Annotated in this window: 21 protein-coding genes; 13 read left to right on the top strand and 8 right to left on the bottom strand. The window is 69.3% G+C overall.

Going from position 1 to position 20,366, the window contains the following annotated elements; genetic code table 11:
* Window positions 1-15: 15 nt before the first annotated feature.
* A complete protein-coding gene (locus tag MKD38_RS02995; protein ID WP_252674578.1) occupies window positions 16-894 on the bottom strand; it encodes a dimethylarginine dimethylaminohydrolase family protein in 879 nt (292 codons plus the stop codon).
* A 190-nt stretch (window positions 895-1,084) separates the two neighbouring features.
* On the opposite strand from MKD38_RS02995, the gene MKD38_RS03000 reads away from it, so the two are divergent.
* The 7 genes from MKD38_RS03000 (at window position 1,085) to MKD38_RS03030 (ending at window position 8,557) form a co-directional block, all read left to right on the top strand.
* Window positions 1,085-1,504, top strand: a complete 420-nt coding sequence (locus tag MKD38_RS03000; RefSeq protein WP_183283943.1) for an Lrp/AsnC family transcriptional regulator — start codon at window positions 1,085-1,087, stop codon at window positions 1,502-1,504.
* A 157-nt stretch (window positions 1,505-1,661) separates the two neighbouring features.
* Window positions 1,662-2,798 carry an HPP family protein gene (locus tag MKD38_RS03005; protein ID WP_012351965.1) on the top strand — a complete coding sequence of 379 codons (1,137 nt, stop codon included), beginning with the start codon at window positions 1,662-1,664 and terminating at the stop codon, window positions 2,796-2,798.
* Between the two features lie 856 nt (window positions 2,799-3,654).
* The gene (locus MKD38_RS03010) at window positions 3,655-4,839 is read left to right on the top strand and encodes an AI-2E family transporter (RefSeq protein ID WP_252674579.1); all 1,185 of its coding nucleotides are present in this window, start codon (window positions 3,655-3,657) and stop codon (window positions 4,837-4,839) included.
* On the top strand, window positions 4,839-5,537 hold the full coding sequence (locus MKD38_RS03015; RefSeq protein ID WP_252674580.1) for a paraquat-inducible protein A: 699 nt from the start codon (window positions 4,839-4,841) through the stop codon (window positions 5,535-5,537). The genes MKD38_RS03010 and MKD38_RS03015 overlap by 1 nt, the downstream gene beginning before the upstream one ends.
* Window positions 5,534-6,271: a paraquat-inducible protein A gene (locus MKD38_RS03020; protein ID WP_252674581.1), complete on the top strand. Its 738-nt coding sequence runs from the start codon at window positions 5,534-5,536 to the stop codon at window positions 6,269-6,271. The genes MKD38_RS03015 and MKD38_RS03020 overlap by 4 nt, the downstream gene beginning before the upstream one ends.
* Window positions 6,258-7,934 carry a PqiB family protein gene (locus MKD38_RS03025; protein ID WP_252674582.1) on the top strand — a complete coding sequence of 559 codons (1,677 nt, stop codon included), beginning with the start codon at window positions 6,258-6,260 and terminating at the stop codon, window positions 7,932-7,934. Before MKD38_RS03020 ends, MKD38_RS03025 begins: the two co-directional genes overlap by 14 nt.
* Window positions 7,931-8,557 (top strand): PqiC family protein, encoded by a 627-nt coding sequence (locus MKD38_RS03030; protein WP_252674583.1) that lies wholly within the window; start codon window positions 7,931-7,933, stop codon window positions 8,555-8,557. The genes MKD38_RS03025 and MKD38_RS03030 overlap by 4 nt, the downstream gene beginning before the upstream one ends.
* On the opposite strand, the gene MKD38_RS03035 is transcribed toward MKD38_RS03030, so the two are convergent.
* A complete protein-coding gene (locus tag MKD38_RS03035) occupies window positions 8,554-9,084 on the bottom strand; it encodes a nucleoside 2-deoxyribosyltransferase (protein ID WP_252674584.1) in 531 nt (176 codons plus the stop codon). The two genes, MKD38_RS03030 and MKD38_RS03035, sit on opposite strands and share 4 nt — an antisense overlap.
* A 188-nt stretch (window positions 9,085-9,272) precedes the next feature.
* Here MKD38_RS03035 and MKD38_RS03040 point away from each other — a divergent pair, with 188 nt between their 5' ends.
* The 5 genes from MKD38_RS03040 (at window position 9,273) to MKD38_RS03060 (ending at window position 12,956) form a co-directional block, all read left to right on the top strand.
* Entirely contained in the window at window positions 9,273-10,214 is a 942-nt protein-coding gene (locus tag MKD38_RS03040) for a 2-hydroxyacid dehydrogenase (protein WP_252674585.1), read from the top strand.
* 80 nt (window positions 10,215-10,294) lie between these two features.
* Window positions 10,295-10,489, top strand: coding sequence for a DUF1059 domain-containing protein (locus MKD38_RS03045; RefSeq protein WP_062797129.1), 195 nt, complete (start codon window positions 10,295-10,297; stop codon window positions 10,487-10,489).
* Window positions 10,490-10,711: 222 nt separating this feature from the next.
* On the top strand, window positions 10,712-11,482 hold the full coding sequence (modA, locus tag MKD38_RS03050) for a molybdate ABC transporter substrate-binding protein (protein ID WP_252674586.1): 771 nt from the start codon (window positions 10,712-10,714) through the stop codon (window positions 11,480-11,482).
* A gap of 18 nt (window positions 11,483-11,500) precedes the next feature.
* The gene (gene modB / locus MKD38_RS03055) at window positions 11,501-12,211 is read left to right on the top strand and encodes a molybdate ABC transporter permease subunit (protein ID WP_115706113.1); all 711 of its coding nucleotides are present in this window, start codon (window positions 11,501-11,503) and stop codon (window positions 12,209-12,211) included.
* 22 nt (window positions 12,212-12,233) lie between these two features.
* On the top strand, window positions 12,234-12,956 hold the full coding sequence (locus tag MKD38_RS03060; RefSeq protein ID WP_252674587.1) for an ATP-binding cassette domain-containing protein: 723 nt from the start codon (window positions 12,234-12,236) through the stop codon (window positions 12,954-12,956).
* Window positions 12,957-13,003: 47 nt separating this feature from the next.
* Here MKD38_RS03060 and MKD38_RS03065 read toward each other — a convergent pair whose 3' ends face one another.
* The 3 genes from MKD38_RS03065 to MKD38_RS03075 form a co-directional block, all read right to left on the bottom strand.
* Window positions 13,004-13,603 (bottom strand): LysE/ArgO family amino acid transporter, encoded by a 600-nt coding sequence (locus MKD38_RS03065; protein WP_252674588.1) that lies wholly within the window; start codon window positions 13,601-13,603, stop codon window positions 13,004-13,006.
* A 52-nt stretch (window positions 13,604-13,655) separates the two neighbouring features.
* Entirely contained in the window at window positions 13,656-14,450 is a 795-nt protein-coding gene (locus MKD38_RS03070; RefSeq protein ID WP_252674589.1) for a TOBE domain-containing protein, read from the bottom strand.
* Window positions 14,451-14,531: 81 nt separating this feature from the next.
* A complete protein-coding gene (locus tag MKD38_RS03075) occupies window positions 14,532-15,374 on the bottom strand; it encodes a tyrosine-protein phosphatase (protein ID WP_252674590.1) in 843 nt (280 codons plus the stop codon).
* A 245-nt stretch (window positions 15,375-15,619) separates the two neighbouring features.
* On the opposite strand from MKD38_RS03075, the gene MKD38_RS03080 reads away from it, so the two are divergent.
* The gene (locus MKD38_RS03080; RefSeq protein WP_252674591.1) at window positions 15,620-16,315 is read left to right on the top strand and encodes a transglycosylase domain-containing protein; all 696 of its coding nucleotides are present in this window, start codon (window positions 15,620-15,622) and stop codon (window positions 16,313-16,315) included.
* Between the two features lie 30 nt (window positions 16,316-16,345).
* On the opposite strand, the gene MKD38_RS03085 is transcribed toward MKD38_RS03080, so the two are convergent.
* The 3 genes from MKD38_RS03085 to fdhF are packed head-to-tail and all read right to left on the bottom strand — an operon-like array spanning window position 16,346 to window position 20,337.
* The gene (locus MKD38_RS03085) at window positions 16,346-16,570 is read right to left on the bottom strand and encodes a formate dehydrogenase subunit delta (protein WP_252674592.1); all 225 of its coding nucleotides are present in this window, start codon (window positions 16,568-16,570) and stop codon (window positions 16,346-16,348) included.
* Window positions 16,567-17,442: a formate dehydrogenase accessory sulfurtransferase FdhD gene (gene fdhD, locus MKD38_RS03090; protein WP_252674593.1), complete on the bottom strand. Its 876-nt coding sequence runs from the start codon at window positions 17,440-17,442 to the stop codon at window positions 16,567-16,569. Before fdhD ends, MKD38_RS03085 begins: the two co-directional genes overlap by 4 nt.
* Before the next feature lie 15 nt (window positions 17,443-17,457).
* Window positions 17,458-20,337 (bottom strand): formate dehydrogenase subunit alpha, encoded by a 2,880-nt coding sequence (fdhF, locus tag MKD38_RS03095; RefSeq protein ID WP_252674594.1) that lies wholly within the window; start codon window positions 20,335-20,337, stop codon window positions 17,458-17,460.
* Window positions 20,338-20,366 lie beyond the last annotated feature (29 nt).

The following is a 20,366-nucleotide window of genomic DNA, read 5'->3' on the forward strand; positions in this document are numbered from 1 at the left end:
GACCCCTCCCCGCGTTCAGGCGGCCGCCGCGGCGACGCCGCGACCGCTGCTGCGGTCCAGCCGCAGGGTCATGCAATAGGCGCCGCCGCCCGACAGCATGAACGGCGACAGGTCGACCTCATGCAGCTGGTAGCCGCGCCGTCCCAGCTCGGTGCGCAGGTGCGGCGTGGTGCGAGTCATCACCACCTGGTCGTCGAGGTTGACCGCATTGACGCTGAAATGGCGCAGGTCGTCGGCGCTGGCCTCGATGCGCAGCCGTGCCGGCACGCGCGCGCGCAGTTCGCGCAGCGCCGCTGCGCTGAAGGCCGGCGGGTAGTACAGCACCTCGCCGCCCGACAGCGGGCAGAAGCACACGTCGAGGTGATAGCTCTGCTCGGTGGCCAGCTCCAGTGCCACCACGTCCTTGCCGAAATAGCCCGACACCGCCAGCGCCGCCTCGTGCGACGAACGCGGGCCGAAGCCAGCCCAGAAATGGCCGCGCCCCGCGTCCCAGATGCAATCGCCGGCGCCTTCCTGGTAGCACCCTTCCGGCAGCAGCGCGACTTCATCGAGCAGGCCGCGCTCGCGTAGCCGGCCAAAGATGTCCGCAAACGGCGCTTCCTCGCCGCGGCGCTGCGGGTAGCGGAAGCGGGCCAGCAACGCGCGCCCATCGAGCACCACGGCGGCGTTGGCGGGGAACACCATGTCGGGCAGCCCCGGCGCCCCCGGCGCCAGCTCTACCGCGAAGCCCGCGCGCCCGAGCGCGTCGCGCAGCGCGTGGAACGACTGCGTCGCATTGCGGTGCATGCCATGCGGATCGCGCGCCCAGGCGGCCGGGTCCATCCACGGGTTGATGCTGTACGACACGTCGTAGTAGGTCGGCTCGACCAGCAAGATGGTGGGGGTCTGGATCACGGCGGCTCCTGGTAAGCAATGGCGGGGCGACGGCGTCCTGTCAGGGAAATCCATCCGTCGATTGAATTCTGGTGCAAGCGCCCGTTAGCCAAAAGCCAGCAAACTGCCCGCTTTGCGCCTACCATTGTGCAAAACGCCAGCCGCGACTGGCGCTTTGCCAATCGCCCCCAAACCCTCCCTCTGCCCGCCCATGGATGCCACCGACCAGCAGCTGATAGCCCTCCTGCGCGACAACGCGCGCACGCCGGTAACAGCACTGGCGCAGGCGCTGCGGGTGTCGCGCGCGACGGTGCAGAACCGCATCGACAAACTGGAACAGGAAGGGCTGATCGTCGGCTACACCGTGCGCCTGCGGCCCGAGGCCGAGGCGCACCGCATCCGCGCCTGGATGACGGTCGCCGTCGACGGCAACAAGACCCGCACCGTGCTGCAGGCGCTGCGCGGCGAGCCCAACGTGCAGGCGCTGCACACCACCAACGGCCGCTGGGACATCATTGCCGAGCTGCGCGCCGACACGCTCGAGGCCTTCGACCGCGCGCTCGACCGGATCCGGCTGATCGACGGCATCAGCGCCACCGAGACCAGCATCCTGCTGTCGACCTACAAGTAAGGCCGTCGGGGTCCCGCATCTGGCGGCGCATTGCCCTGCCGTGCCCTTGTGCAGTGCGGCATGCCCCATCACCGGGATGCGCTGCACCAAGGACGACCCGATATATCACCCCGTGATATATTACGTGCACCATTCCAAAGCGCCCCCCGTCACAAGAATGCCAACCGCCCCCGTCTCCGCCCTGGCGCATAACGCCCGTGCCTGGCTGCGCACATTCGTTCCCTTGCCGGTCGCCGCCAGCCGCAAGGAGCGCCTCAAGAGTTGCTTCGGTGCCCTGCTGGGCCTGCTGTGCACGGAATGGATCAGCCACCAGACTCTGGGCGGCTTCAACCCCTGGTTCGTCGCGCCGATGGGCGCCTCGGCGGTGCTGCTGTTCGCGGTGCCGTCGTCGCCGCTGGCGCAGCCGTGGTCGATCATCGGCGGTAACTTGATCGCCGGGGTGGTCGGCGTGGCCTGCGCGCGCTGGATTCCCGACCCCGGCCTTGCCGCCGCCGTCGCGGTGGCCGTCGCCATCGCCCTGATGTTCCAGTTCCATTGCGTGCATCCGCCCAGCGGCGCGGTGGCCATCACCGCCGTCTTCGGCGGGCCGGCGGTCAGTGCGCTGGGCTTCGGCTTCGTGGCGGTGCCGGTGCTGTTCAATTCGATGCTGATGCTGATGATGGCGCTGGCCTTCAACAACCTGTCGCGCCGGCGCTACCCGCATCGTCCGCCCGAACCCGCGGTGCAGCATGGCACCAAGGACCTTCCGCCCACCCAGCGCGTCGGCGTCACCCGCGCGGACCTGGATGCGGCACTGAAGGTGCGCGGCGAATTCCTGGATATCGAGGAAGACGACCTCGAGCAGATCCTGGTCGCGGCGCAACTCCGCGCCTATCGCCGCCATTTCGGCAACGTGCTGTGCGGCGAAATCATGTCGCGGGACGTGATCACGGTGACGCCCGACCAGCCCGCGCATGAAGCCGGGCACCTGCTGTCGCGGCACCGCATCAAGGCGCTGCCGGTGGTGGATGCAACGCGCAAGCTGGTGGGGATCGTCACGCAAAGCGACTTTTTTGCGGCACAGCGCGATACCGGCGCGCGGCGTCTGGCCGGCACCGTGCGCAACCTGATGACACATGCCGTGGTCACGGCGCGGCCCGAGCAGCCGATGGTGGAACTGGCGCAGGCGTTTTCCGATGGCGGGCTGCATCATGCGCCGGTGATCGACGATCAGCGGCGCGTGGTGGGGATGGTGACGCAGTCGGATCTGGTGGCGGCGTTGTTGAAGAGTGGGGTGATGGCGGTACCGGATTAAAGGACTGGCGCGGGTGTTTGGCTTGATGCCAGGCGGTGGGTCGTCGCTCTTCGCGGACGCGGCTGTTTCGCCGGCGTAGCCGGCGAGTCACTTTTTGGCGGAGCGCCAAAAAGTAACCAAAAAGCGCGTCGCCTGTGCGGCTGGCAATCAATTCCACGGCGTTGGTGGTTCGGACGGTGGTGCTTTCCGTTTGGGCGTGGGTGCCCGTTCGGCCCTGCTACGCTATGTGAGTCAAGGGGGGTGCCTGCGATCACCCACTATTGGACAATCCCAATGAGGGTGTAGGCAGCCTGCTGCCGGCCGTATCGCGGGGACGCCTACGGCTGCTGCGCGGGCACAATTGCGCTGGCCGGGCATTTGGCCTTTGCGCGATTTCGCCAGCCCCGGTCACAGGCCGGCAGCGCCAAGCGAGCGCAGCGAAGCGTACCGTGCCAGAGCCCACGCCCCGCGATAGGGCCGGCGCAGCAGCCGTAGGCGTTCCTACGACAAGACCAGCAGCAGGGGCCACTCCGCGCTCTGGGCTCGTTCAACCATCATTCCAACGCCCCTCCCACCGTCGCGCACCACCGCGGCAGGCAGTCCCGCTATGTGAGGAAGCAAAGCCCCGTACGAAAACCCCCAGGCACACTACGATAAGACATGCCGCCCGCAGGGCAGTAAACGCGCTTTTTGGTTACTTTTTGGCGCTCGGCCAAAAAGTGACCCGCCCAGGAGGGCGGAACCACGCGGTTCAAAGGCCGACAGCATGTCATCAACCGCGCCGCCCCCCTTTCCCAGCCCCCCACCCTCCATAAGCTATATTTACGCCGTCCCCGTCACACCCAAACCCCCAGGGACAAACGGAGACCCCCCAACCATGAGTTCCGGCCAGTTGATCGAAAAAATCGCCGCCGTCTTCGCGCTGATCGTTCTGATCGGCGGCTCGCTGCTGGTGCTGGCGCCGTTTACCACGGCCCTGCTGTGGGGCGCGATCCTGGCGTTCAGCTCCTGGCACCCCTATACCGTGCTGTCGCGCTGGCTCGGCAACCGCCGCGGCCTGGCCGCGCTGATCTGCGTGCTGCTGGCGACGGTGATCGTGCTGGGCCCGTTCGTCTATGCCGGCGCCAGCTTCTCCGCGCACCTGGATGACCTCGCCGCGCTGGTCGACCGCTATATGGAGCAGGGGCTGCCACAGCTGCCGCTGTGGCTGAGCAGCCTGCCCTATGTCGGCGGCTACCTGCAGAGCTCATGGGACGGCCTGATCAATGCCGATTCCGAGATGGTCGCCAACGTGCGCAAGCTGATCGCGCCGGTCGGCCACGTGCTGCTCGGCGCGGGGCTGTCGATCGGGGCCGGGCTGGGGCAGCTGGCGCTGTCGATCATCCTGGCGTTCTTCTTCTACACCGGCGGCGAGTTCGCCATCGCCTGGCTGCGCGCCGGCATGCGCCGCATCGCCGGCGAGCGCGCCGACCACCTGCTGGAACTGGCGGGCAGCACCGTCAAGGGCGTGGTCTACGGCGTGCTGGGCACCGCCTTCATCCAGGCCGTGCTGGCCGGCATCGGCCTGTGGATCGCGGGCGTACCGGGCGCCGCCATCCTCGGCTTCGTCACCTTCTTCCTGTCGGTGGTGCCGGTCGGGCCGCCGCTGGTGTGGCTGCCGGCGGCGCTGTGGCTGTACCACACCGGCGCCACCGGCTGGGCCATCTTCCTGGTGGTGTGGGGCGTGGGCGTGGTCAGCATGGCCGACAACATCGTCAAGCCGCTGCTGATCAGCAAGGGCACCGGCATGCCGCTGATCTGGATCATGCTGGGCGTGCTCGGCGGCGCGCTGGCGTTCGGCTTCCTGGGCGTGTTCATCGGCCCGACCTTGCTGGCGGTGGCCTATGCCCTGCTGCGCGACTGGACCATCGGCTCGCAGGGCGAGCTGCAGCGCGACCTGCAGCAGGGCGCGGCGCTAGCATCCGCGCCGGCAACGGGCGCGGCGCCCGCTCCGGCATCGGCCCCGGCCGTGGTCGACAACCCCGATGTGCCGCCGGCCACCACCGGCAAGCGATCCGGCTGATGGCGGCACACGACGTACCCCCGGCTCCGCCGGACACCGCCCTGCACGACACCTCGCCGGCCGCGCTGCACCGGCTGGTGGCCTGCGAATACTGCGACGCCGTCTACGAGCGCACCCCGATCTCGCCCGGCGAGCGCGCGCTGTGCCTGCGCTGCGGCGGCCAGCTCTACCGCGAGAGCCGGCGCCACTACCACCGCCTGCTGCCGCTGGTGATCACCGCGCTGATCCTGTTCCTGATCTCCAACGCCTACCCCATCGTCGAGATGGACCTGAAAGGGGTGCGCACCCAGACCACGCTGCTGGGCGCGGTACAGGCGCTGTATGCGGACCAGATGGCGCTGGTGGCGGCGCTGGTGTTCGCCACCACCATCCTGTTCCCGCTGTCCGAATTGCTGATGATGATCTACCTGCTGGTGCCAATGGCGCAGCACCGCATGCCGGCCGGCTTCGACCGAATCGTGCGCGGCATCCGCCAGACCCGCCCCTGGGGCATGATCGAGGTCTTCATGATCGGCGTGCTGGTGACGCTGGTGAAGCTCTCGACCATGGCGCGCGTGCTGCCGGGCATTGCGCTGTGGTCGTTCGCCGCGCTGGTGATCGTGCTGGCGGCGATGCTGTCGTTCGATCCGCGCGACCTGTGGCGCTATCTGGAAACGCCCGATGACAAGGCCGCGGCGGCGGACGGGGAGCGCCGATGACGCGACCGCAGAGACCGCCGCCGCCCCCTGGCCGCCTGGCCCGTCCGCGCCAGCTAGCGCGCGAGGTGGTGGCGGAACTGACCGACGACGACGAGAACACCCCGCTGCCGCAGGTGCCCACCGCCAGCCGGCTCGGCCTGGTGTCGTGCCACGCGTGCGACCTGGTCAGCCCGCGCACGCTGGAAGGCGCGCCCTGCCCGCGCTGCGGCGCCATCCTGCACCATCGCAAGCCCGACAGCCTGGCGCGTACCTGGGCCTTCCTGCTGGCCGCGTACATCCTCTATATTCCTGCCAACATGCTGCCGGTGATGGTGACGCAGTCCATCCTCGGCACGCAGCAGGACACCATCCTGTCGGGCGTGATCTACCTGTGGCTGTCCGGCTCGCACATGCTGGCGGTGCTGGTGCTGGTCGCCAGCATCGTGGTGCCGCTGCTGAAGATGGTGATCCTGACCTTCCTGCTGCTGTCGGTGCATTTCCGCTCGAGCTGGCGGATCCGGCAGCAGACCCGGCTGTACGGCCTGGTGGAGGTGATCGGCCGCTGGTCGATGCTCGATATTTTCGTGGTGGCGCTGCTGGCCTCGCTGGTGCGGGCCGGGGCGCTGGCCACCATCATCCCCGGCGGCGGCGCGCTCGCCTTCGGCGCGGTCGTGGTCATGACCATGCTGGCCTCGCTCAGCTTCGATCCGCGCCTGCTGTGGGATTCGCTGGAACCTGACAATGCCCGACACTGACAACCAAGCCCCGGCGGGTGCCATGCCGCCCTCCCCGCCGCCATCCCCGCCTTCGTCGCCTCCGTCCGGCCTGCCCCGGCCCGAACGCCGGCGCCGCGCGCGCTGGCTGCCCTCGCTGGTATGGCTGATCCCGATCGTCGCCGCGGTGGTCGGGATTTCGCTGCTGATGCATACGCTGGCCTCGCGCGGGCCCGAGATCACCGTCAGCTTCCGCACCGCCGAAGGCCTTACGCCGGGCAAGACCGCGGTGCGCTACAAGGACGTCGACATCGGCCTGGTCAAGTCGGTGCGCCTGGCGCGCGACCGCTCGCATGTGGTGGCGACGATCGACCTGACCAAGGACGCCGAGAATTTCGCCGTCGCCGATACCCGCTTCTGGGTGGTGCGCCCGCGCTTCGCGGCCAGCGGCGTGTCGGGGCTGGAGACGCTGCTGTCGGGCGCCTATATCGGCGTCGACGCGGGCAAGTCAACGGAATCCGCGCGCGACTTCAAGGGCCTGGAAGTGCCGCCGGTGGTGACCACCGACGCTTCCGGCAAGCAGTTCGTGCTGCGCGCGTCCGAGCTGGGCTCGCTCGATATCGGCTCGCCGGTCTACTACCGGCGCGTGCTGGTGGGCCAGGTGGTGGCCTACCAGCTCGACCCCAACGGGCGCGACATCACGCTGCGCGTGTTCGTCAACAAGCCCTACGACAAGCTGGTCACCGCCGACACGCGCTTCTGGCATGCCAGCGGGGTCGACCTCAAGCTCGATGCCGGCGGGCTCAAGCTGTCGACGCAATCGCTGGTGACGGTGCTGCTGGGCGGCGTCGCGTTCCAGGCCCCTGACCACACCACCGCCACCGACGCCGCCGCCGAAAACACCCAGTTCCTGCTGGCCGGCGACCAGGGCGAGGCGATGAAGGAGCCGGAAGAGCTGGCGCCGACGCTGGCGGTGCTCAATTTCGACCAGTCCGTGCGCGGGCTGTCGCCGGGCGCGCCGGTGGACTTCCGCGGCGTGGTGGTGGGCCAGGTGCGCTCGATCGGCATCGAGTTCCAGCGCGAGAAGCGCGCCTTCCGCATGCCGGTGGTGGTCGAGCTGTACCCGTCGCGCATGGGCTTCCGCGAACGCGACGTCGAAGACCGCGAACGCGCGCGCAAGATCATCCAGGGCCTGCTGCAGCGGGGCATGCGCGCGCAGCTGCGCACCGGCAACCTGCTCACCGGGCAGCTCTACGTGGCGCTCGATTTCTTCCCGAAGGCGGCGCCGGCCAAGGTTGACCTGGACGCGCCGATTCCGGAGTTCGCCACCACGCCGGGCGCGTTCGACCAGCTGCAGGCGCAGGTGGGCGACATCGTCAACCGCATCGACAAGGTGCCGTTCGACCAGATCGGCCAGGACCTGCGCACCACGGTGACGAGCCTGAACCAGACCCTGGCCAGCGCCGACAAGCTGGTGCAGCAGCTCAACGGCGATGTCGCGCCGCAGGTGCTGGCCGCGCTGCAGGACGCACGCAAGACCCTGACCGCGGCCAACGGCACGCTGGCGTCGGACGCGCCGCTGCAGCAGGACACGCGCCGCATGCTGCAGGAGCTGACGCGCACCGCCACGTCGCTGCGCACGCTGACCGACTACCTTGAACGCCACCCTGAAGCGCTGCTGCGCGGCAAGCCGGAGAAAGAATGATGAAGCGCCTTCCGCTCACCCTGGTCTGCGCAAGCGCCGCCGCGGCGGTGCTGGCTGGCTGCGCCTCGCCCGAGCCGCGCTACTACACGCTGGCGCAAGGCCCGGGCGCCGTGGCGGCGCCGGCGCCGGCAACCGCCCCGTCGACGGACACGCTGTGGCTGGAAGTGGCACCGGTGCGCGTGCCGGAGCGCCTCAACCGGCCGCAGCTGGTGGTGCGCGATGGCCGCAACGGTAACGACAGCGGAAGCGATGCCGGCGTGCGCCTGCTGGACCTGTCGCGCTGGTCCTCGCCGCTGCCCGACGAGCTGCGCGATGCGCTGTCGCAGCGCCTGCAGGCCACGCTGGGCGCGGTCGACACTTACCAGCAGGGGCTGTCCGACGTGCAGCCGCTGTACCGCATCACCACCGAAGTGCTGCGCCTGGACGCCGACGTGGGCCAGCGTGCCGGCGCCACCATCAACTGGACCGTACGCCGGCTGCCCGATGGCAAGGTGGTCAGCGGCAGGACCCAGGCCGAGCTGTCGGCGCCGGGCGCGGTCGACGGCGTGGTCGCGGCGTATCGCGAGATCGTCGCGAGTACCGCCAACGATATCGCGGCCGGCGTGCAGGCGCTGCGGCGCTAGCCGCCGCTACCGAGGGCCGCGTCGAGGTCGTGCCGGGCCGCGGCCATGGCCGCCAGGCATTCGGCCGCCCCGCCCTGCACCAGCCGGACCGGACACGCCAGCATCAGGTTCTTGCCGAGCCCGAAGTCCTCGACGGTAAACCCGCACGCATCCAGCGGCGTGCCGTCGGCATCGGTGGCCACCGTGACGCGCTCGCGCAGCGTGCCGGCATCGGCGCTGTAGGCCCATACGGGCTTGCCCAGCGCCACCGCAAAGCCGACTTCGAAGGCCGTGCCGGAATCCGCTTCGCCCGGGCCGCGGAAGTCATCCAGGTTGGCCATCACCAGGTCGGCGCGCCGCAGCAGCGCGATGTTGGCGTCATAGATCCAGCGTGCGGTGTCGGGGCCGGACAGGCCTGCGGGGGCGGACTGGTCGAGCGGATACAGGCCGGTGAAGCCATGCGCCGCGCACAGCGCCTTGAGATGCTCGCCCCAGGCGCGCGCGTCCTTGCGGAACACGTCAAAGCCGGCGAGGTAGATGGTGGTCATGGCACGTGGAAGAAGCGTGGGTGCGGCGCCGGGCCGCGAGGCTTGCAGCATAACCCGCGGCCCGCGCCGGTGGTACGCGGCCACCGCCCGAACATCGCACAGCTTGCGCGCAGGCGGCCGGCCGGGCGCCGACGCGGGCCGCGCCCTTGCGCTACCATTGCCCGTCACGCCTCGACCTCCTCGTCCCCATGCCCGCTTCCCAGATCCTCCAGGTCGGCCCGCTCGCGCCGCAGACCAATGCCACCCTGCAACAACAGTACGGCGCCGCGGCGCTGTGGCAGCAGGCCGATCCGCTGGCGTGGGCGCGCAGCGAGGGGCAGCAGGTGCGCGTGGTGGTGACCTCGGCGCGCCACGGCTGCAGTGCCGCGCTGATCGATGCGCTGCCGCGCCTGGAAGCCATCGTCAGCTTCGGCGTCGGCTATGACGCGATCGCGCTGGACGCCGCCCGTGCGCGCGGCATCCAGGTCAGCAACACGCCCGACGTGCTCAACGACTGCGTTGCCGACCTCGCCTTCGGGCTGCTGCTCGACGCGGCACGCGGCATCGCCCATGGCGACCGCTTCGTGCGCGCCGGGCGCTGGCCGCAGGGCGGCTTCCCGCTGACCACGCGGGTCTCCGGCAAGAAGCTGGGCATCCTCGGGCTGGGCCGCATCGGCGAGATCGTCGCGCGGCGCGCGCTGGGCTTCGACATGGAGATCGCCTACCACAACCGCCGCCCGCGCGCCGGCGCGCCGTGGCGCTTCGAAGCGGACCTGAAGGCGCTGGCAACGTGGGCGGATTTCCTGGTGGTGGCAACCGTCGGCGGACCGTCGACCGTGGGGCTGGTCTCGCGCGAAATCCTCGACGCGCTCGGCCCGCGCGGCATCCTGGTCAACGTCTCGCGTGGCAGCGTGGTCGACGAGGCGGCGCTGGTCGCGGCACTGGCCGAAGGCCGGCTGGGCGGCGCGGGCCTCGATGTGTTCCAGGACGAGCCCAACGTGCCGCCGGCGCTGCTGGCGATGGACCAGGTTGTGCTGGCGCCGCACATGGCCAGCGGCACGCACGAGACGCGCGCCGCCATGACCGCGCTGACGCTACAGAACCTCGACGCGTTCCTGGCCGGCGGCAAGGTGCTGACGCCGGTGCTCTAGGGCACCAACCGACAAGGACCGCGTGCCTATACTGGAGGCACCGGCTCCAGCCCACCTGCGGGCCGGCGTCAGGAGGCATCATGGCACGCAAGTTTATCGATTGCCGCGAGTTTCCGAGCGACACCCACTGCACGGTCGCGCTGAGCGCCGACAGCGAGGACGAACTGCTCGAAGCCGCGGTCCAGCATGCGGTGGCGGTGCACAAGCATCAGGACACGCCTGAGCTGCGCAGCCAGCTGAAATCCATGTTCAAGGAAGGCACGCCGCCGGCCTGAAGCCGGCAGGGCTGGCGCCGGCCAGGCGCCAGCCGATCCACCTCGGGGCTCATTCGCAGCCCCGGATACAGCACTTATCCCGGTTGGAATACCCGTGACGCCTGTCATGGCGCATCATTGACGCCCCGCTATATACAGACGTATATTGCGCCTGACAGTCCACCCGCTCCGGCCCTGCCGCGCCTGCCCATGCATGCCGGCGGCCGCTTCCCGAGGATTCCGATGCCTGCCTTCCGTTCCCGCCGCCGCGGGCTGCTGCTGGCCGCCGCCGCGATGCTGGCGCTGGCCGCCCCGCCCGCCTTCGCCGCCGACCTGGTGGTGTCCGCCGCGGCCAGCCTGACCAACGCCTTCAAGGCGCTGGCCGAGTCCTACCAGCGCGCCCACCCCGGCACGCAGGTGGTGCTGAACTTCGGCGCCTCGGACGTGCTGATGCAGCAGATCGTCAAGGGCGCGCCGGCCGATGTGTTCGCCTCGGCAGACCAGGAGGCAATGAACAAGGCCGAGGCCGAGAAGGTGATCGCGTCGGGCTCGCGCCGCAACTTCGCCGCCAACCAGGTGGTGCTGATCGTGCCGGCCGACAGCAAGCTGCCGATCGCCTCGCTGCAGGACCTGACGCGCCCCGAAGTCCGCCGCATCGCCTATGGCAACCCGGCCTCGGTGCCGGTGGGCCGCTACACCCGCGGCGCGCTGGAAGCGGCCGGGCTGTGGGACGCGGTTGCCGCCAAGGGCGTGCCGGCGCAGAACGTGCGCCAGAGCCTGGACTACGTCGCGCGCGGCGAGGTCGAGGCCGGCTTCGTCTTTGCTACCGACGCCACCGTGATGCCGGACAAGGTCAGAGTGGCGGTTCGGGTGCCCAGCCGCACGCCGGTGACCTACCCGATCGCGGTCACCAGCCAGGCGCGCCAGCCGAAGGAAGCGGCGCAGTTCGTCGACTATGTCGCCTCGCCGGCCGGCCAGGCGATCCTGTCGCGCTTCGGCTTCCACAAGCCCTGAGGCCGCGCCGCGCACGCCATGGATGCCGTCTGGGTACCGCTGCTGCTGTCGCTGAAGGTGGCCGGCTGGGCCACCGCGCTGAACGCCGTGCTCGGCGTCGGCGCGGCCTGGGCGCTGGCGCGCTGGCGCTCGCCGCTGCGCGACGTGGTCGACGCGGTGCTGACGCTGCCGCTGGTGCTGCCGCCGACGGTGCTGGGCTATTACCTGCTGGTGCTGGTGGGACGCCGCGGCGTGTTCGGCGAGTGGTTGGCGCGCCTCGGCATCGAACTGGTCTTTACCTGGCAGGGCGCGGTGCTGGCCTCGACCATCGTCGCCTTCCCGCTGGTGCTGAAGTCCGCGCGCGCCGCCTTTGAAGGCGTGGACCACCAGCTCGAAAACGCCGCGCGCGTGCTGGGCGTGTCCGAAGCCGGCATCTTTTTCCGCGTTACGCTGCCGCTGGCGGCGCGCGGCATCATCGCCGGCGTACTGCTGGCGTTTGCGCGCGCGCTGGGCGAATTCGGCGCCACGCTGATGATCGCGGGCAACCTGCCCGGGCGCACGCAGACACTGTCGGTGGCCATCTACGAGGCGGTCCAGGCCGGCGACGACAACACCGCCAACCTGCTGGTGCTGGTGACTTCCGTCACCTGCGTGCTGCTGCTGGTGATTGCCGGACGCCTGGTGCCGGCAGCCGCGCGCAATCCCGCTGAACTCTACGAACGCCGGCGCTTGCGTCCGCGCGTCCGCTAACGCCAGGGACTCGCATATCGCCATGAGCATGCACGTCAGCATCCGCAAGCAGATGGTCTCGGCCGACCGCCACTTCGCACTGGATATCGACTTCGACTCGGCCAGCCGGCGCATTGCGCTGTTCGGCCCCTCGGGCGCCGGCAAGAGCCTGACGCTGCGCGCCATCGCCGGCCTGCTGGCGCCGGACAGCGGCCGCATCGTGCTGAACGGCCGCACGCTGTTCGACGCCGACGCCGGCATCGACGTGCGCCCGCAGGAACGCCGCGTGGCCTACCTGTTCCAGGAATATGCGCTGTTCCCGCACCTGACCGTGGGCCAGAACATCGGCTTCGGCCTGGCGCGCGGCTGGCGCAATCCGCGCCGCGGTGCCGTGCATCCGCAGGCGCAGCGCTGGATCGATGCCTTCGGCCTGGCCGACATCGCCGGCAATTACCCGGCGGAGATTTCCGGCGGCCAGAAACAGCGCGTGGCGCTGGCGCGCGCACTGGTGGCGCAGCCCGACATCGTCCTGCTGGATGAACCGTTCTCGGCGCTGGACCCGGCGCTGCGCGCGCGCATGCGGGCGGAGCTGCGCACGCTGCAGGCCAGCCTCGACGTGCCGATGCTGGTGATCTCGCACGATCCCGCCGACGTCGAGGCGCTGGGCGACCACGTGCTCGAAATCCGCGAAGGCCGCATCTTCGGCAGCGGCACCAGCCGCCACCACCCGCCGGTCTACGCGCCGGTGTCGGCGCGCGTGGCCTGAGCGGCGCGCAGCAGGTCGACGTAGGCCGACATCCGCGCTCCTTTCGTTCAAGCCATCAGCAAACGCGCGGCAATCACCCACATGGTGATGCCGATCACCACCTCCAGCACCTGCCACGCCCGTGGCCGCGCAAACACCGGCCGCAGCAGCGCGGCGCCATAGCCCAGCGCGAAGAAGAACAGGAACGAGGCCGTCATGGCGCCCGTGGCGAATTCACGCGCGTGGCCCGCGAACTGGGTCGATACCGAGCCGATCAGCATCACCGTGTCGAGATACACATGCGGATTGAGCCAGGTGAAGGCCAGGCACACGGCCAGCGTCGGCGCCAGCGGCCGCGGCGCGGCATCGCTCGGGTCCAGCACCGCGTTCGAGCGCCACGCCGCGATGAAGCTGCGCGCGCCATACCAGAGCAGGAAGGCCGCGCCACCATAGCGCATCGCCTCGCCCAGCCACGGCAGCGTGCGGATCATCACGGCAAAGCCCGACACGCCCAGCAGGATCAGCAATGCATCCGACAACGCGCACACCAGGCAGACCCAGAATACATGCTCGCGCCGCAGGCCTTGCCGCAGCACGAAGGCATTCTGGGAACCGATGGCAAGAATCAGGGAAAGACCGAGGGAAAAGCCAGCCAGCGCGGCGTGCATTGCGGGGGAAACGACATGCTTTCGGGGCGGCCATTATTGCACGCCACGGCAGTCATCCCATCACGCCGAGGATCACGCTCGAGGCCTTGAATACAGCCACCGCGGCCACGCCGGCCTGCAGTCCCAGCGCCTCGACGCTGCCGTTGGTGACGATCGCGGCGACCGTGCCGCCGCCGTCGAGTTCGATCACCACCTCGGCGTTCACCGCGCCGGGCATCACGCGCGCCACCACGCCCGCCAGCTGGTTGCGCGCCGACAGCCGCAGGCCCGGCTCGGGCAGCCCCACCAGCACCGACGACGCCTTGATCAGCGCAAATGCCTCCACGCCCTCGGCCAGCTCCAGCGTCTCGACGCTCTCGTGCGTGATGGTGGCGACGATGCGCTGGCCGCCGGCCAGCTCCAGCACCACCTCGTCGTTGACCGCGCCGCCCTTGACGCTGGCCACGCGTCCGAACAGCTTGTTGCGCGCACTGGTCTTGATCATCATTCGCCTCATCAGGTGGATATCGTCGGCCGCGCCCTCGCCCAGCCGCGACAGCTGCGCGACGAAGCGCCGGTGCTCGTCCTCGAGCGCGCGATAGGTGCGGATCAGCTGGTCGCCGCGCGCGGTCAGGCGCGTGCCGCCGCCGCCCTTGCCGCCCGCGGCGCGCACCACCAGCGGCTCGCCGGCGCTGTTGTTCATCGCGTCGATGGCGTCCCACGCCGCCTTGTAGCTGATGCCGACGGCGCGCGCGGCGGCCGTGATCGAGCCGTGCTCGCCGATGGCGGCGAGCAGCGCGATGCGGTCCTTGCCGCCCCAGTCCTGCGAGCCGGAGCGGAACCAGATGGCTCCCTGGAGTTCAAGCATTGGGGATCGGGCGCCGCTGGCCGGCACCGCAATGAAGTCCGAAACGCGATTATGGTAATCCGATTCCGGGCTCGGCCCGACTCAGCCGGCCAGGTAGTGCGCGCGCAGCTGCGCGACGTCGACCTGCAGCGCGTCGCACAGGTAGTTGGCGACGCTGCCCCAGCCCGCGTCGATGGCCTGCATCGACGCGTCGAGATAGCTGGCCCGGACTTCCAGCAGCGGCATCATCACCGCGGCATCGACCCCGAGCCCGCCCATCTGCGCCAGCGCGGCCGCATTGAACTGCGCGTTGCGCTGGTTCGACTCCAGGTAATTGGCCAGGATATCGTCCTGGCCGACACCCAGTGCGGCCAGCAACAGCAGCGCGGCGAAGCCGGTGCGGTCCTTGCCCGCGGTGCAGTGGAACAGCAGCGTCTGGCCGCCCTGCACGGTCTGCATGAAGCCGCCGAAGGCTGCGCGGTAGCGCACCGGGAAATCGCGGTACACCTCGAGCATGAAGGCATCCATCTGCGCCGGCGTGCTGGCGCGCAGGCGCGGCATCAGCACGTCCATCGCCATGCTGCCTTCCAGCACCGGCACCGCCTGCCAGCGGAAGCGCTGGCCGAACGCCGCTTCGCCCGCAGACTTCTCGCCGGGCGAGCGGAAATCCACCACCATGTCGAGCCCGAGCGCCTGCAGCCGCTGCAGGTCGGCGTCGCTCGCCAGCGCCGGGTTGCCGCTGCGGTAGAGCCGGCCGTGGCGCACGCGGCGCCCGTCCGCGCCCACCAGTCCGCCCAGGTCGCGCGCGTTGCTGATGCGCTCGAACACCAGGTCCGGCACGTCCGGCATGTCCAACATGTCCGGCACGGCGCCGGTCGCCGCCGGTGTTGGCGGCATGGCCGCGAGGGCATGCGGGCAGGCCGCGCGTTGAAGCCACTTGAGCATTGTTCTTTCCAGTTTGTCGTTGTCCGGCGTACCGGTACCGGTGCGGTCGTGTCAGCGCGCGCGGTACGCCGGCACCTTCATGGTCGGCTCCAATTATTTCAGATCACTCCGGCTCGTGCATCAGGCGGCCCGGCGCAGCGCCGGCATCAACGCATGCGGACTGCCGCCCAGGCCTTCTGGGTGTAAGCAAACCCGCAAACCCTCGGGCTCGCGCGGGGCGCGTGGCGGCTGGCACAATACGCGCCATGAAACGCCTGTGCTCCGCCCTGTTCAAGCTGCTGCTGCTCGCCGCGATCGGCGGCGCGCTGCTGGCCGCCATCGCCATTCTCGCCGCCAACCGGCAGCTGCCGTCGCTCGACGCGCTCACCGCCTTCCGCGATACGCCGGACTACGTGCCCATCGGCAAGATGCCGCGCGCGCTGACCGAGGCCGTGGTGGCGATCGAGGACGAACGCTTCTACCTGCATGACGGTATCGATTATGTCGGCGTGATCCGCGCCGGCGTGGCCAACCTGTCGGACGAGCTGTCGCAGGGGGCGTCGACCATCACCATGCAGGTCGCGCGCAATTTCTACCTGTCGCGGGAGAAGACCTACACGCGCAAGCTGTATGAGGTGCTGCTGTCCTACCGCATCGAAAAAGCCCTCAGCAAGGACGAGATCCTCGAGCTGTACCTGAACAAGATCTACCTGGGACAGGGTGCCTATGGCTTTGCCGATGCCGCGCAGACCTACTTCGGCAAGCGGCTGGACCAGCTGACGCTGGCCGAGTGCGCGATGCTGGCGGGCCTGCCCAAGGCGCCCTCGGCCAACAACCCGGTGGCCAATCCCCGGCGCGCGCGCCAGCGGCAGGTGTATATCCTGCAACGCATGCTGGACCTGGGGCGGATTTCGCGCGGCGAGTACGACGGCGCCCTGCTGGAGCCGTTGCGCCTGCGCTGAGCCGCGCCGGCAAGCGCGTCGCTGCGCCTGCTACTCGAGCATGGCGCGGTGCCGGCCCAGCGCCTCCCGCACGATCTCCAGCAGCCCGCTGCCGGCATCGGCATCGACGTGCCCGAGCAGTGCCCTGCGCATGCGCGGCTCCCAGAAGCGCTTGATATGCCCGGCAATATCCGCGACGGCCTCGTCGCGATCGGGCATGGCTTCGAAGAAGCTGCCGATCTGGTTGGCCATGGTGACAAGGTTGTCGATCTTCATGCCAGGCTCTCTTGGGTGCTGTCGTGCTGCAGTCGTTGGGGGTGGGCATAGACCACGTGCGCGCCGGGACGCACGAAGCCTGCCAGGGTAATGCTGGTCTGTTCGGCAAGCCGCACGGCCAGCGCGGTCGGTGCGGAAACGGCCGCGAGCACGCCCGCGCCGATCGCGGCGGTCTTCAATACCATTTCATAGCTGGCGCGGCTGGTCACCAGCACCGCGCCGCTGGCGATGTCTTCACCGCTGCGGGCCAGCGCGCCGGCCAGCTTGTCGAGCGCGTTGTGGCGGCCCACGTCCTCGCGCACCAGCGCGACATGGCCGTCGGCGCGCAGCCAGGCGGCGGCATGGGTCGCGCCGGTATGGCGCTGCAAGGCCTGGCGCAGCTGCAGCTGCACGAAGGCGGCCTGGATCACGTCGGTATGGAAGCTCGCCGTGCTGTGCACCGGCGCCGGCGTGCGCATCACCTGTTCCAGCGATTCGGTGCCACATAGCCCGCAGCCGGTGCGCCCGGCCAGCGTGCGGCGCCGGTCCTTGAGACGCATGAAGGCTTCCGAGGCGATCTCCAGCTGCACGGCGATGCCGTGCGCGCGCGTGTCGACCTCGATGTCGTAGACCTCGCGCGCGCTGCCGACGATGCCTTCGCTCAGGCTGAAGCCGAGCGCGAAGTCTTCCAGGTCGGCCGGCGTGGCCAGCATCACCGCATGCGAGATGCCGTTGTACTCCAGCGCCACCGGCACCTCCTCGGCCACCTCGTCGGGTCCCAGCATCAGCTCGCCGCCGCGCCAGCGGTTGACGGCGAAGGTGCTGTGGGTCGGGCTTGCGGCGTCATCGGCCGCGACCGGATCGCGTTCCGGCGACTGCATGCAGCGCAGCATCGCATTCCCCTCCGCTCAGCCCGCGGCCTGCGCCGGGTCGGCGCTGGCCGCCTCCAGCAGCCGCAGCTGCGTGGCGTTGAAGTCCTGGTACTCGCGCTGCCATGCCGACGGCTGCGCCACCGGCAGCACCTGCACCGCGGTGACCTTGTACTCGGGGCAGTTGGTGGCCCAGTCCGAGTTGTCGGTGGTGATCACGTTGGCGCCCGACTCGGGGAAGTGGAAGGTGGTGTAGACCACGCCCGGCTGCATGCGCTCGCTGACAATGGCGCGCAGCACGGTGTCGCCGGCACGGCTCTGCACCCCGACCCAGTCGCCGTCCTTGATGCCGCGCTCTTCGGCATCGTGCGGGTGGATCTCGAGCCGGTCCTCGGCATGCCAGTAGACGTTGTCGGTGCGGCGCGTCTGCGCGCCGACGTTGTACTGCGACAGGATGCGCCCGGTGGTCAGGATCAGCGGGAAGGCGCGCGTGATCTTCTCGGTGGTAGGCACATACCTGGTGATGATGAACTTGCCCTTGCCGCGCACGAAGGCATCGATATGCATGGTCGGCGTGCCTTCCGGCGCGTCGGCATTGCACGGCCACTGGATGCTGCCCAACTGCTCCAGGCGCTGGTAGCTGACGCCGGCGAAGGTCGGCGTCAGCCGCGCGATCTCGTCCATGATCTCGGACGGATGCTGGTAGTCCATCGGGTAGCCGAGCGCATTGGCCAGCAGCATGGTGGCCTCCCAGTCGGCATAGCGCGCCTTGGGCGGCATCACCTTGCGCACGCGCGAGATGCGGCGCTCGGCGTTGGTGAAGGTGCCGTCCTTTTCCAGAAACGACGAGCCCGGCAGGAACACGTGCGCGTACTTGGCGGTCTCGTTCAGGAAGATGTCCTGCACCACGATGCATTCCATCGACGACAGCGCCTCGGACACGTGCTGGGTGTTCGGGTCCGACTGCACGATGTCCTCGCCCTGGCAGTACAGGCCCTTGAAGCTGCCCGCCAGCGCGGCCTCGAACATGTTGGGAATGCGCAGGCCCGGCTCGGGGCTGATCTCGACATTCCAGGCATCTTCGAACAGGCCGCGCACGGTCGAGTCCGACACGTGGCGATAGCCCGGCAGTTCATGCGGGAACGAGCCGATATCGCACGAGCCCTGCACGTTGTTCTGCCCGCGCAGCGGGTTCACGCCCACGCCCTCGCGGCCGATATTGCCCGTGGCCATGGCAAGGTTGGCGATTCCCATCACGGTGGTCGAGCCTTGCGCGTGCTCGGTCACGCCCAGGCCGTAGTAGATCGCGGCGTTGCCGCCGGTCGCATACAGGCGCGCCGCGCCGCGCAGCTGGTCGGCGGGGATGCCGGTGACGCTCTCCATGGCCTCTGGCGAGTTCTCCGGCAGCGCGACAAAGTCGCGCCACTGCCCGAACGCGCGGTCCTCGCAGCGCTCGGCGATAAAGGCTTCGTTGAGCAGGCCTTCGGTAACGATCACGTGCGCCAGCGATGTCACCAGCGCGACGTTGGTGCCCGGGCGCAGCTGCAGGTGGAAGTCGGCGCGGATATGCGGCGAATCTACCAGGTCGATGCGGCGCGGGTCGACCACGATCAGCTTGGCGCCGGCGCGCAGGCGCTTCTTCATGCGCGAGGCGAACACGGGGTGGCCATCGGTCGGGTTGGCGCCGATCACCATGATCACGTCGGCCTTCTCGACCGACTTGAAGGTCTGCGTGCCCGCCGATTCGCCCAGGGTCTGCTTCAGCCCGTAGCCGGTCGGCGAATGGCACACGCGCGCGCAGGTGTCGACGTTGTTATTGCCGAACGCCGCGCGCACCAGCTTCTGCACCAGGTAGCCCTCTTCGTTGGTGCAGCGCGACGACACGATGCCGCCGATCGAGTCCTTGCCGTGCCTGGCCTGGATCCGCTTGAATTCGGACGCGGCATAGTCGATCGCCTCTTCCCACGACACCTCGCGCCACGGGTCGGTGATCTTCGCCCGGATCATCGGCTTGAGGATACGGTCCTTGTGCGTGGCGTAGCCCCAGGCAAAGCGGCCCTTGACGCAGGCATGGCCCTCGTTGGCCTTGCCGTCCTTGTACGGCACCATGCGCACCACTTCATTGCCCTTCATCTCGGCCTTGAACGAACAGCCCACGCCGCAATAGGCGCAGGTGGTCACGGTGCTGTGCGAAGGCTGGCCCAGCTTGATGATGGAGGTTTCGGTCAGCGTCGCGGTCGGGCACGCCTGCACGCAGGCGCCGCACGAGACGCAGTCCGACTCCATGAACGGCTGGCTGGTGCCGGGCGAGACGCGCGAATCGAAGCCGCGGCCGCTGATGGTCAGCGCGAAGGTGCCCTGGGTTTCCTCGCAGGCGCGCACGCAGCGGTTGCAGACGATGCACTTGGAGGGATCGTAGGTGAAGTAGGGATTGGACTCATCCTTTTTCATCTGCGTGTGCGTGGCGATCGGGGCCGCGTCCGGACCGCCGTCGTTGTAGCGCACCTCGCGCAGGCCGACCACGCCGGCCATGTCCTGCAACTCGCAGTTGCCGTTGGTGGGGCAGGTCAGGCAATCGAGCGGGTGGTCGGAGATATACAGCTCCATCACCCCGCGGCGCAGGTCGGCAAGCTTGTCGCTCTGGGTCTTCACCTTCATGCCGGCTTCCACCGGCGTGGTGCACGAGGCCGGATAGCCGCGCCGCCCTTCGATCTCGACCAGGCACAGCCGGCACGAGCCGAACGCTTCCAGGGTATCGGTGGCGCACAGCTTGGGCACGGCGATCTGCGCCTCCATCGCGGCGCGCATCACCGACGTGCCGGCCGGCACGGTGACGCTGACGCCGTCGACCTCCAGCGTGACCAGTTCGGTGGAAAGGCTGGCGGGTGTGCCGAAATCAATCTCGTTGCGGGCGTTCATGGCGGTTTGTCTCCCGTGTCTCTGACGGA

This window comes from Cupriavidus sp. WGlv3, from assembly GCF_023952475.1.
In the GTDB taxonomy this organism is placed as follows: domain Bacteria; phylum Pseudomonadota; class Gammaproteobacteria; order Burkholderiales; family Burkholderiaceae; genus Cupriavidus; species Cupriavidus phytorum.